General features: G+C 60.2%; 6 protein-coding genes and 2 pseudogenes. 2 read left to right on the plus strand and 6 right to left on the minus strand.

Going from position 1 to position 13,060, the window contains the following annotated elements:
- Positions 1–88: 88 nt before the first annotated feature.
- The 4 genes and pseudogenes from MFF07_RS21840 to MFF07_RS21855 all read right to left on the minus strand — a co-directional run.
- Positions 89–610 (minus strand): annotated as a pseudogene (locus tag MFF07_RS21840) (recombinase family protein); the annotation flags it as partial.
- Between the two features lie 221 nt (positions 611–831).
- A complete protein-coding gene (locus MFF07_RS21845) occupies positions 832–1,389 on the minus strand; it encodes a hypothetical protein (protein ID WP_238232899.1) in 558 nt (185 codons plus the stop codon).
- Between the two features lie 15 nt (positions 1,390–1,404).
- Positions 1,405–2,112, minus strand: a complete 708-nt coding sequence (locus tag MFF07_RS21850) for an invasion associated locus B family protein (protein WP_238232900.1) — start codon at positions 2,110–2,112, stop codon at positions 1,405–1,407.
- Complete coding sequence (locus MFF07_RS21855; RefSeq protein ID WP_238232901.1) at positions 2,112–2,405, minus strand: hypothetical protein; 294 nt, start codon at positions 2,403–2,405, stop codon at positions 2,112–2,114. The genes MFF07_RS21850 and MFF07_RS21855 overlap by 1 nt, the downstream gene beginning before the upstream one ends.
- A gap of 732 nt (positions 2,406–3,137) precedes the next feature.
- Here MFF07_RS21855 and MFF07_RS21860 point away from each other — a divergent pair.
- A pseudogene (locus MFF07_RS21860) lies at positions 3,138–3,224 on the plus strand (MucR family transcriptional regulator); the annotation flags it as partial.
- Positions 3,225–3,297: 73 nt separating this feature from the next.
- On the opposite strand, the gene MFF07_RS21865 reads toward MFF07_RS21860, so the two are convergent.
- Both MFF07_RS21865 and MFF07_RS21870 read right to left on the minus strand, forming a co-directional pair.
- A complete protein-coding gene (locus MFF07_RS21865; RefSeq protein ID WP_238232902.1) occupies positions 3,298–3,516 on the minus strand; it encodes a hypothetical protein in 219 nt (72 codons plus the stop codon).
- 93 nt (positions 3,517–3,609) lie between these two features.
- On the minus strand, positions 3,610–11,724 hold the full coding sequence (locus MFF07_RS21870) for a hypothetical protein (protein WP_238232903.1): 8,115 nt from the start codon (positions 11,722–11,724) through the stop codon (positions 3,610–3,612).
- 849 nt (positions 11,725–12,573) lie between these two features.
- Between MFF07_RS21870 and MFF07_RS21875 the strand changes: the two genes are divergently transcribed.
- Positions 12,574–12,789 (plus strand): hypothetical protein, encoded by a 216-nt coding sequence (locus MFF07_RS21875; RefSeq protein WP_238232904.1) that lies wholly within the window; start codon positions 12,574–12,576, stop codon positions 12,787–12,789.
- Positions 12,790–13,060 lie beyond the last annotated feature (271 nt).

The following is a 13,060-nucleotide window of genomic DNA, read 5'->3' on the forward strand; positions in this document are numbered from 1 at the left end:
GGCCCGATCGGGCCCCTTCATCGTTCAAGCTGCCGGCCGCCACTGGCCTGGTTTTACTCCGCCACAGCGGCCTGGAATTGGTCCGCCCTTTACAGACGCCGAGGCGCTTGGCAATTTTGGCGACGCTGATGGTACCGGCGGCGAGCAGAGCACGCCCTGCTTCGATGTCAGCCTCCTTTAGCGCCCTTGGTCGACCGCCCTTGCGACCTCGCGCGATGGCGGCTTTCAGGCCCTCCATCGTTCGTTCGCGATTGAGGTCGAGAAAATACTCAGCCATGGCGCCGTGCATCTGCAGAGCGAAGCGGCCCTGGGCAGTCGCGCTGTCGAATTGCTCGGTCAGGCTACGAAAGTGGATCTCCTTCACACGTAGCCCGTCGATCGTACGCATCATCTCGACCAGCGAGCGGCCAAGCCGATCGAGCTTCCAGACGACCAGCACGTCGGTAGGGCGTAGGTAAGCGAGGGCGGACTCGAACTCGGGACGCTTGGTGCCGGCCTTGCCGGATTTCTTCTCGTAGAATCTCTGCTCGCACCCAGCCCGTTCAAGCGCGTCACGCTGAAGGTCCAGGTTCTGATCGATGGTGGAGACGCGAGCGTAGCCGACAAGTATGTCAGACTAGTAGACTGACAGCGTATTTCTTACAACAGAAATCCTATCTTATTTTCCTTACATATACAGGGCCGTTTCGACTGCCAATAAAGAGGTTCGATCCAGCTGTATGGAAAACGATCGTTTTCTAGACATGTGAATTTGCTGATCAAGGTGGCTTTTCAGGCAATAATTTTTATAGTTCTACCCTCATGCCCCAACAGAATATATATATTTGCTTATTATTTAATATCTTGAATTTGACTTACAACAAAATCAAATATATTTTTTACATCGCTAAAATTATATGATTCCACTTGCACGTAGTGATTTTGAGATCTTTTGTCCTTGTAACGATAGATATTATCTCTAATATTTAGCGTTTTAGAGGAGCGGGCCGCCTCGCCATATCGACCTGACCAATATAAGGTTTGTGTAGCTATAATCAACCGCCGCTTATTTTCAGCATCTAGAGACTGAAGCTCAGCATCCTTCCATAAAACTGTTATATCATGTGATGATGAAATTTTTGATATTTTAGGATTTGATAGATCGTTTTTTAATCGATATGCCATTGCCGCTTTTACAATCAACTCAATGGCAAATGATCCTTCTCGTCGAAAAGCTTCATCTATCGATTTTACTATATTTATTGATTTAGAATTAAAGTTAATTGTCTCAGCGTTAATTTCTAAATTTTGCTTCCAAAGAATATTTGCGGCAAATAACGCATTGTAGGCATACTCTTCGTAGTAAGAAGACAAAGATTGACGGATTTCGTAATTTGTTTTCGCAGACATAAATGAATTACTCTTTTAGCGAATTGAAGCTTCAAGGGCTTGCCCAAAACCCTCACTCGTAATCACTGCTTCGATTGACCGAATAGGTAAGTCGCCGTGAGCGACAAAGCCGCGTCCGTCCCGGCCGCTTGCGGCGAAACGGATCCGCACACCGGCCCCAGCCCTGAGGGCAGCGATGTCAGCGGGTTTTAACGCCAGGGCCACGTGACAGCCATTGCTGTCGCAGAATGCAGGCCGAAGAGCAAAACGCAGAATATCCGTATTAACAGCGCCCCTGGCTGCCGACTTCTTACCTGTCTTCACGATCTCGCGTGTTGAGGCCGCAAGGCCGGCAGAAGGCTGGCCAAGAACTAGTGGCAGCGCTGGTTCAATCGTCACCGGGCTCGCCAGATCGACACCAAACGGCAGCCCGATCAGAGCAGCCGGTTTTCCTCGATCGTCAGTCGACAGGGTAAAGTCGGCCACGCCCATGCCGGTGGCATCGCGGGCTAAAGCCCGCAGGCTGCAATAGCGCTGGCCGAGGCGGGGAATTTCATCGCAATCGAGCGACCAATTGGCAAAACGTTCATTACGCCGTTTCACCTCACCGTCCCGAAACAGCTCGCGATCCACGGCTGCCGTTGTGAGCCCCTGCGCAACGGGGCGCCCCTGTGCTGCGACCGGCAAAAGCGCGAGTGCGAGGCAGGCTAACTGGACGAAAGAAGACTTGCCCACCTGTTGCATCACTGGTTCAGCGCAAGGCCGACGGCAACGACGACGCAGCCGGTACCAGGTGCAGGCAGGAGAAGATGACGCGAGGCGCCGGCCTCCTGAGTCATCGGCACACCGCCAAAATCGGCCACAGTGCGCCCAGACTTCTTCAGATCGTTCTCGACGTCGCCGCACGAGCGCGTGGTGGGATAGACCTGAACGGTTGTCGCTTCGCAGCCCGCGCCTTCCGGTGCAGCAACGAGCACGGTGGCGGCTTTCGGGGCTATGGCGTTGCTATAACTGAGAGCAACGATCGACTGAAACATGTGCTCATCCGGTCCTTTTTGGGACCAGGTCGAGACGGCAGCATGGGCGGTATCGATGGTACTGCTCGAAGCCTTTGTAACCATCGCAGCGCAACGCCCAAGCTTGGCGTCCCGGGCGTGGCGCACGGGCTCCGTCACGGCAACCGATGTGTCTGCAACAGCAGCCGAAGCACCGGGGGCGGTAGCTGGCGAAACGGTAGGCGACGGCGGGGCGGTGGTAGACGGCGTATCACTCTTGGTCGCGGCCTGGGCGGGCACCTTTGCTGCTGGCGTCGGCTTGCGCGGGCGGGATTTGGCAGGAGCTGCCTCGAGAGGCTCACCAGCTTGAGCGATACTAGGACCAGGTTGCTGGTCCGGCTTGGCCGAGGCTGCGATCGCGGCGAAGCTCACGAGGACCGCTCCGGTTAAACCGATGGCGAGACGGGTTCGCGGTCGCAGAAGACTGTGGTCTTTCATCGAGGCGGCCCTTGGCTCGGAGATGGTTACGGCTTGATTTGTGCGGGCAGACCGTCGGCGAGCAGAGGAGCACCGGGTAGGCTAGTTCTTGGAAAAGTCTTTATCTGCGTACCTGCCAAGATGCTCTCGTTCGAATGAAATAGGGGGCCCGGCTCGCGCTGGGCCCCCTTTACGGATGCGGACAATCGGAAGCGCGTTCAGTTAAAGGTGTAGCTCGCGCCACCCATCATACCTGCAGCACCCTTCTGGTTGTTCGGCGAGAAACCGGCCGAGGGCTACGGACTGCCGCCCGATTACCCAACAATGTCAGCGAACTATTCCGCCGCGCGCTCGGCGCTAGCGAAAGACCTTGGCCTTGGTCAGTAGCGCAGGAAGACAGGCAGATAAAAAACTGCGGCTGGATATGCTGGGGCCGCCTACTCTGACAACCAAGCGATTACGTGGCAGACAAATTATTTATCGATGCCTTCTGAGACAAGTCATTTTCAGAATCAGAATTCGCTTTCTGTATCCAAATGACCTCTATAAAAAGCATTTCGATTAAGACACGAGCCCGGAAAGATTTTTCTTCGCTAAGCTCCGCCCAAATTCTTTCAAGAATTCTGGTAATTTCAGCAATAGGCAAATCATCTTCTAGCATCTGGCCCTCAGGCATACGGCCGGTTCGAAACTACCTGTCTCGTACAGATGACAGAGGGCCCGACGTAAGCCGGGCCCCCCGTAGTTGATGTTATTTGCAGGCCTACCCTCAGTTGAAGGTGTAGCTCGCGCCGCCCATGATGCCGGCGGCACCCTTCTGGTTGTTCGGCGAGAAACCAGCCGAGACGTTGATCCGCCACTTGCCGTCCTCGGACGTTCCGCCGATGCCGACCGCGAGGCCCGCCGAGCCGTGGTAGCCGCTGGCGCCGAGGCCGAGCGAGATCTTGCCCGGGCGGTCGTCGTAGCGAATGCCGGCGGTCGCCAGGGCGATCGAGGTACCCGCATAGGCCGTCTGCTTCGCGCTGCGGAACTGGTAGTCGCCGATCTGAGCCAGGTTGTTGTACTGGCCGTTCAGCGCACCCTGCAGCTGACCGACGTTGACCGCGTCTGTCGCCGCCACACCGGCCGCCACGTTCGAGATCGTCACCGGCGCACCGGCAGTGCCGCCCATTAGGGCGAGGGTGTTGGACCGGGTGCCATCCGCGTTCGTAGCGTACTGGACTGAGTTCGCTGTTGCCGCCCCGAGCTGGCTAACATTCACCGCATCGGTGAGGGCAAGGCCCGGCGCGACGTTGTGGATGGTGACTGGGCCGGAGCCCGTCGGGTTCAGCGTGACCGACTGGTAGTTCGTCTGTCCCGTGGCGGTGGTGTCGTACTGCAGACTGCGCGCGGCGAGCGCCGTGAGCTGCCCGGTATTGGCCGCGTCGGTGGCGCTCACGCCCGCCGCTACGTTGGTGATACGCCGCTCGGCACCGGCCGCGCCCACCGAGACGACATTGGCAATGCCGCCATCCGTCGAGCCGGCTCCGAGCGCCACCGAGTTGGTGCCGCTGGATGCGGCACCGGAGCCAAGTGCCAAGGAGCGAGTTCCGGAGGCGAGCGCTCCGAAGCCGCCGGCCGCGGAGTCGGCCCCGGTGGCGGCCGGAACGGCTTGGCCGGAGGTGTTGTCGGCAGCGAATGCTCCGCCCCTACCCGACGCCAGGTTCGCGACGGTTTGGTTGGTGGCGTAGAGTTGGCTGCCGTTCACCGCATCCGTCGAGGTAGCGGTGAGGGCACCCGGGGCCAGACCGCTCAGCGTCGCCGGCGCCAGCGTGCCGCCCTTGGTGAGGTCGATGGCGCTGGTCGGGTTACCGTTAGCGTCCGCAGTGTACTGGACGCCGAGAGCGTTGCCCGCGGTGATTGCCGATCCGACGTCGGTATAGGCCTTGCCACCGACAGTGTAGGTCGGTCCGGTGATCTGGCCAGTGGTGGCGTTGTAGGTCGCCCCACCGCCGAGTCCGGTCGCCACCGAGCTGCCGAGGTTGGCAGCAGCCCCCGAGAGCTGAGCGACGTTGACCGCGTCGGTCCCTGCGACACCAGCCGCAACGTTCGAGATCGTCCGCTCGCCGCCGACCGTGCCCACCGAGACAGTGCCCACCGAGGTCTGTGGCGCAGCCAAGCCAAAGGCAGCGTAGTTAGCTTGGGCACCGGTCGTGGCAACCGAACCCTGGCCCAGCGCCACGTTGGACCCGGTTAGGCCCGCAGCGATGGTAGCACCGCTACCGAGCACAGTGGAGTTGGCCACGCCGTTATCGATGGCGGAGTTGCCGATCGCGGTGGAGCCCGCCCCAGTCGCCGAGGCACCATAGCCACCCGCAGTCGCGTTGGCCCCGCTGGCCACCGGGATCGCGTTCCCAGCTGTATTATCGGCAACGAAGGATCCGAGCGTACCCGCCGCGATGTCGGTCTGGATCGCGGTGAGTGCTGCCCCGACGTTGGTATAGTTCGTTCCGGCGACGTTGTATGTCGGAGCGGCGACGGTGCCGTCCGGGTTGACCGCCGATCCACCGCCGAGTGCCGAAGAGACCGACTGCGCGGTCCCGAAGAGCTGGCTGCCGTTGACGGCCTGAGTTGAACCGGCGGCCACGGTGCCGGCGGCGAGGTTGGCGAGTGTCACCGGCCCGGCAGCACCGCCGACGAGACCGACGGTGTTGGAGGGTGTCGCCGGGGTCGGGGTGCCGGCGGCATCCGTGTACTGGATCGGCAGCTGCCCGAGGGTGACGGCTCCAGTGGCGGTGGTGGCGTTGGCAAGGCCGGTCATGGAGACCGGAGCCAGCGTGTTACCCTTTGTCAGGTCGATCGCAGAGAGCGGGTCACCAGCGCCGTTGACGCTGTATTGCACCGCCGACCTGTTTCCGGCGGCGAGTGCATCGCCGACGTTGCCGTAGTTGTTGCCGGCAACCGTGTAGACCGGAGCCGAGACGGTGCCGTCGGCGTTCACTCCCGCCCCGCCACCGAGACGTGTCGCGAGAGACTGCGCCGTCCCGAAGAGCTGGCTGCCGTTGACGGCCTGCGTCGAGGTTGCGCTGACTGTGCCGGCCGCGAGGTTGCTGAGTGTCTGCGCGGTGCCAGGTGCCGCACCAGAACCGGTCGGGTCCGTAATGGCCACGTCGTTGGCCGTGGCGGTCCGCTGGATGACACCACCCGTTGCTGCCACACCGCTGACCGCGCTGGCGACATCGGTATAGGTAGTGCCATTGACCGTGAAGCCACCGGCGAGCTGACCCGTGGCCGGATCCGCCGTGGTGCCACCGCCGAGTTTTGCTGCGACCGATGCACCGAGGGCGGTCGTCGCACCGGAGAGCTGTGCGACGTTGGCCGCATCGGTGCCGAGGACACCAGCTGCAACGTTGGAGATGGTGCGCTCTGTACCGACTGCACCGACCGAGACCGTGCCAACAGAGTTCTGCGGAGCAGCCAAGCCGAAGGCGGCGTAGTTGGTTCGGGCACCGACCGAGGCGACCGAATTTTGACCGAGAGCGACGTTGGAGCCAGCGGCGGTTGCGGCAACCGAGGCACCGTTGCCGAGAACGGTGGAGTTGGCCACGGCGTTGTCAGTTGCCGCGTTGCCGATCACGGTCGAAGCTGCACCAGTGGCGCTGGAGCCGAAGCCGCCTGCGGTGGCATTCGGTCCCGTAGCAACTGGCGCAACGGCGCCAGCAGCGTTGTTCGAACGGAACGCACCGACTTGGCCGTTATCGATGGCCGTGAGTGCAGCGCCGACGTTGTTGTAAGTGCCGCTGGACAGCGCATAGGCCGGCGCGGTGACCTGACCACCAGTCACTGTCGAGCCACCACCTAGTGCCGTGGAGACGGACTGGGCGGTTGCGTAGAGCTGTCCTCCGTTGACCCCTTCGGTCGAACCGGCGGCGACCTGTCCCACGGCTACACCGGTCAGGGTGCGAGCGGCGCCTACGTTGTTAGCGAAAGCGACGGAAGCGCCGTCGGTGCCGGCACCCACTGTGATGGCGCGGGTGGCGGCATCCTGCTGCACCAGTCCGGCGGTGCCATTGGCGAGGCTCGTCACCGCTTGGGTCGTGGCGAAGAGCTGGGATCCATTGACAGCGTCGGTAGAGCCCGCGGTGAGACGGCCTGCCGCGACGTTCTGGATCTGGCGCTCGGCATTCACGGCCCCGACTGAGACCGCACCGGTCGGTGCAGCTCCAGCAAAGGTGTAGGTCGTCCCGGCAATCGTCGCGTTCGGCACCGCAGTGGCTGCCACCGTTACCGCCGAACCCTGGCCGAGTGCGACGTTGGAGCCAGCAACGTTAGCTGCAACCGAAGCGCCGTTGCCGAGCACGGTCGCGTTTACGTTGGCATTGTCGGTGGCGCCGGTACCAATCACGGTCGAGCCGACGCCTGCGATTGCGTTGGAGCCGACGGCAAGCGAGCCAGCGCCGGTCGCCGTCGTAGTAAACGGACCCGCATCTCCGGTGCGGACGGGAGCGGCGCCAGCCGTGATGGCTCCGGTTAGCTGGGCAAGGTTGACCGCATCGGTCGCGAGTGTGCCGGCAGCAACGTTGTGTAAGGCAACCGGCGCACCGCCTGCCGCACCAACGAGCGTGACGTTATTGCTAGGTGTCTGCTGCGTGACGGTACCAGTGGCATTCGAGAACTGCACCGGAGCCGCCGTCTGCAGCGCGGTAATGGCAGCGCCGACATTAGCCTGCGGCGTACCGTAGACGTTGTAGCTCGGCGCGGTCAGGCCGCCTGCTGCCGTGTAGGTCGAAGTACCGCCAAAGCCAGCTGCCGTAGCGTTGCCGAGCGCCGTGGTCTGCGCGGTGACCGTACCGACGGCCGTGTTGGTGTTGAACAGCTGCGAGCCATTGACCGCATCCGTAGAGAGCGCAGTGACGGCGCCGACGGCCACGTTCGTAACGACCTGTGCCGCGCCGGGCGCCGTACCGGTGCCGGTGGGAGCGGTGACTGCGACCGTGCCGGCCGTGGCCGTGCGCTGGATGACACCCACGGTGCCGTTGTTGATACCAGTGATCGCAGTCGTGTTGGCGGTCACCTGCGTGTTGGTAGCGTTGAGCTGCGAGCCGTTCACCGCATCCGTTGAAGAGGTCGAGAGTTGACCAGCTGCGACGTTCTGGATTTGACGCGCGCCGGCGGCGGTACCCACAGACACTGCTCCGACCGGTAAAGTACCAGCGAAGGTATAGGCATTACCACCGATCGTGGCGCCGGCGACCGGCACCGCCGCTATAGCAACCGTCGAATTCTGGCCAAGGGCGACGTTGGAACCCGTGACACCGGCCGCGACCGTGGCGCCATTGCCGAGCACAGTAGAGTTAGCCACACCGTTGTCGGTGGCGCCGAAGCCGCCGGCCACGGAGTCCGTGCCCGTAGCTGCGGGCGCAGCCCTGTTGTTTGCGTTGTTGGAGCGGAACGGACCGGCAGCGCCGTTGGTAAGGTTCGTCACGGCGGTTGTGTTGGCAGTGACCTGCGTGTTGGTCGTGTTGAGCTGGCTGCCATTGACGGCTTGAGTCGAACCGGCAGCGATCGTACCGGCGGCGACGTTCGTGATGACTTGCGCAGTACCGGGTGCAGTTCCGGTACCGCCGGAAGCGGTCACAGCAACCTGATTACCTGTGGCGGTGCGTTGAATGACGCCACCCGTCGCGGCTGCACCGCTGACTGCGGCGGCGACGTCGGCATAGGTGGTTCCATTAACCGTGAAGCCACCATCGATCGCTCCGGTAGCCGGGTTGTAGGTGGTGCCGCCGCCGAGTTTGGTGGCCGTGCCGGTGCCGAGAGCCGTGATTGCAGCCGTCTCGTTGGCGAGTGCCTCTTGAACCGTGTTGGCTCCGGTCCCTAAGGCGGTGACGAAGGCCGGAGGTGTGTAGGTGCCGGTGGCTGAGTTGAAGGCTGCCCCCCCCCCCAGGGAGCCCGCCACAGCGTTACCGACCGTGTTGAGCTGGCTGACGTTGACCGCATCGGTTGCAGCCGTGCCGGCCGAGACACCCGTGATGGTACGGGCCGCTGCAACCGTGCCGACGGCAAGCTCGCCAACTGAGGTCGTCGGACCAACCGCGTAGCCTGTGTAGGCAGCCTGTGCGCCACGGCCGGCGATAGAACCGGCACCGAGGGCGACCGAGTTGCCGAAGGACGAAGTCGCCCCGGAGCCGAGCGCGATGTCGTTGGTGGCAGGGCCGCCGTTCACGCCTGCTACGCTGTTTGGTCCGAGTGCGATCGAGTTCACGCCGTAGGCGCTGGCGAGGTAGCCTTGGGCGCTGGAGAAGTCGCCATAGGCATAGGCCTCGCGGCCCATCGCGATCGACCGCAGACCGGTCGCCTGGTTGTCGGTGCCGACGGCGATCGAGCCCCGGTTGGACGCCGTGTTGTTCAGACCAAAAGCGATCGAATTGACGCCACTGGCCAAATTGTTCGATCCTATTGCTGTTGAAGACTGTGCTTGGTCGGTACCTCCAGCCCGATTGTTGTATCCAATCGCTACGCCACCGCCATTTCGTACTGTCGAAAGGGAGCCAATGGCTACGCCTGTTGGAACATATGTGGTCGTTCCGTCAGGAAGGTTATTAATCTGCTTCAAGATCCCCGGCCCACTGCGGAAGTCGAACACGTTTTGGGGAGAAACTCCACCGGTTGCGGTCGTGTTCTGGCCGATGGCCACCGAACCAAGTCCGTTCAGATTGCTGGTTGAAGCAGCGTTCTGACCGATCGCAACGGCACCTGCACTTCCATTATCTGTTGCACCATTGCCGACGACCGTGGAGCCCGCGCCCGTGGCTCTTGATCCGAAGCCACCAGCGGACGCGTTGAGACCTGTTGCCACCGGAGCGGCTGCAGGCGGTAGACCTGCGTTATTGGAAACGAAGGCGCCCATTCCCGGTGTAGTGGCCAGTGCTGCGATAGCCCCGGTGACTGTATTGTAGGGTGTTCCATTGACCGTATAAACGGGCGGCGTGTAGGCACCGGTAGTTCCATCGAAGTTCGAGCCAAGCGTCGTGGCGACGTTGGTTGCGACGGACCGGAGCTGACGCAGGTTGACGGCGTCCGTAGCGAGCGTACCGCCGGCTACATTGGTGATCTGCCGCTCCTGGCCAGCAGCGCCGACCGAGACCGCACCGTTTGGCGAAGCTACGGCGGCCAGCGAAAAGGCCTCGGCACCTACCAAGCCAAGTCGGGTGGCGGTCGAGCCGGCGCCGAGTGCCACCGAATTTCCTGCGGTCGCCGAGGCATTTGGTCCAATGGCTACGTCGTTGATCGTGAGACCGCCGACTAGACCGGCGACACTGTTAGCACCGACAGCAACTGCGTTGAGGCCATAGGCGCTAGCTACGAAGCCTTGGGCAATACCAAAATCTCCGGTTGCAAGAGCCTGGCGTCCGATCGCCACCGCCCGCAGACCACTCGCCGTGTTATTGACACCCAACGCAACAGAACTGGCTCCGGATGCGGTGTTGTTCGTACCGATAGCCGAACCAAAACTTCCACTTGCAAGATTGTTAGCGCCGATTGCCGTGGAAAACACGCCTGTTGTGCTGCCGGCATTATTATTAAAGCCCAGCGCTACGCCGCCTCCGACATTAACGACCGAATTTTCTCCAATCGCGACACCTGACGGCGTCGTTGTCAGAGTGCCAAGTGGCGCGTTTACGATCTGCCCGTTCGGATTACCGGCAGTCCGAAAATCTGTGACGCCCTGCTGGACAGCCGAGCCGCTAGCTCTCGTAGCCGTACCAATCGCGACTGAGCTTCGATAGGTGCTGATAGCGTTGTTACCAAGAGCAACCGCGCCGTCGGCGGTCGCATTGCTCGTGTTGCCGAGCGCGACGGCGCCGGTTCCGGTCGCCGTGTTGTCGGCGCCCAAGGCGACCGCGCCGGTACCAGTTGCGAGGTTCGGATCGCCGATGGCCACGGCGCCATTGCCCGTCGCGATGTTGCCAACGCCGATCGAGACAGCCTTGCCGCCTTGAGCAAGGGCGGTATTGCCGATAGCGACTGCACCGGTGGCGGTCGCCTGGGCGGCGACGCCGACAGCGATGGCGTTCGCGGCACCGGCTGAGGTCAGGGCGTTGTTGCCGATGGCAATACCAGTCACGTCAGTCGCGGTCGCCGCAAGGTTACCTGTACCGCCCAGGCCCGTGATCGAGCCGCCACCGAAGCTAATCCCTGCATTTCGGTTGAGGGTAATACGATTGCCGACGGTAAGGTTGTTGGCGACCGAGATGTCCGTCGCGCTTACGCCGCAGTTCGCCGGAGTGAGAATGCTGGTTCCGCTCAGCAGATCGACGCCGATGGTCTTACCACTGAGCGCCGTGACGATGTTCTCGTCGATGACTCCGCCGATCGCGTTACCCAGAGGGGCTGTCAGCGCGCTCAGAACCGGTACGCTGCCCAATACGCCCGTGACCGCACTCGACAGGGCCCCACTCGTCGCGGCCAAAGCCGGGAGCTTGACTTGGAAGCCCGAGCACAGGTTCGCGAAGCTCTGAGCTTGTGCACCCGTAGTACCAGCGGCACCCAGCATAACAGTTGCTGCCCCTAGCGGCGCAGCAAGCCGGCGAGCTATCTTCCGCCAGACGGGAAGAAGGGACGGCACGCTGCTTCTAGCCTTGCGGCGAGCTTGGTGCACATATCGGCGACGCGTAGCGCGGTTGAAATAGGTTGGCTGCTCCTCATTCTGCGAGACAGGGAGCCGGATGCGCACGAGCGCCAACAGCTGAACCTTGAACGTCCGGCAGCACTCGATCGCAACGCCGAACAGGCTCACCCGCAAGCTAGCTGCGCTCGTATCAGGCACATCCGAAGCCAGCTGAAAGCTCTGCGCCGATGAGCGCAAACCGTTATTTTGACGGATTACAGTTTGCTTGGACATGACACAGTGCTCCCCCGCTCGCCTGAGTTCATCAGTGCGAGTTTGATCAAATGCATCGACAATTTTTGATACGAAGACTTCGAGCTTGGCCTCAGGCCGCGCCGGACTGCTTCGTCATCCCAACTGATCGTTCTGACCAGCCCCTGATCGATAAGCCCGGCATCTGTTCCGAAATGGAACTCGCGATTTTGAGAAGATCAGATATGAATGCCTGTTAACTTTTGATTTTTGCGTTTTTAGGTCTCTACCGCAGACTTTTTCCGTCCGGAACGGCTTGACCATAGTGCGGGCGCAACACGCTTGATACTTTGGAGCAACCCCATAAGGCTTTGTCGCTTCAAACAATGGAAAGCATTTTTTAATCTGTGGCAAGAAGGCGTAAAAATGCCCCATGAAGAGAGCGAAATCGGCGAATCACGCATGTAGATGCTGCGTCGGAAAGAAGGTTTGCAGAGCATGCGATTCGCGCTCACTAGGCGTGCGGACGTTTGCTCAATTCGCGCCGATGAGGGACAGAAGCTGCAATCGAGCAACTGCCATCAGGTCACCCCTTTCAAATTTCCAAAGCTTCAAATCGCCCTGTGCTGGGCATGCCTTGTTATCTGGGTAATGGTTCTCAAAACTATGAAGCAAAAAAAGTCTATCCATGAAATCCGTAGACTTTCTCCTGCATATTTTGAATTATGGGCTTATAAGGTGCTATTTGCTGCGTATCAGTTATGGCAGCAGAAGGATGAGATTTTTCTAGAAGGAAACAGCTATAGTTTCAATAGCGTAGATCTGAATTTGCTACTGATTGAGGATTTTCGACAATAAGCATCTTTTGTTATAGAATGCATTGTTAAATCAATGATCGAACACCGTATTAATAATGATGCATCAGCAAGAAATGCAGCAAAGATACCTGTACTACACGATATTATAGCACTTTGGAAAGATGCGGAGTTGCCAACTTTAGATGCTGAAAATCGACGTAGATTGGTGGTTGCTACACAAATTTTGTTCTGGTCTGGCCGATGTGGCGAAGCCGCTTATGATATTTTACTGCAAGAAAATAGGGGGTAATCCTATATACATACTGATCGCACTTTAAAATCCACATCGATACATGCCAGCTCTTTTGATTGCGACGATATTTTGCTCATATATAACTTGGTTGTAGCTGAGATACGGAAATTTAAATCAAATCATTGATATCAAGTTAATCCCGTATTTTGGCAGGCCATAATCGGCACGCTCTGTGATGACCTGATCCGCCCCCATTGAAGTGGTCCGCCCTTTGGTATGATGGTGTGGAACGGCCCTGCTTGCGGCAGTGTCAAACAGCGTTGAACAT

Origin of the sequence: Methylobacterium thuringiense, assembly GCF_022179645.1 — a bacterium.
Lineage (GTDB): Bacteria > Pseudomonadota > Alphaproteobacteria > Rhizobiales > Beijerinckiaceae > Methylobacterium > Methylobacterium thuringiense.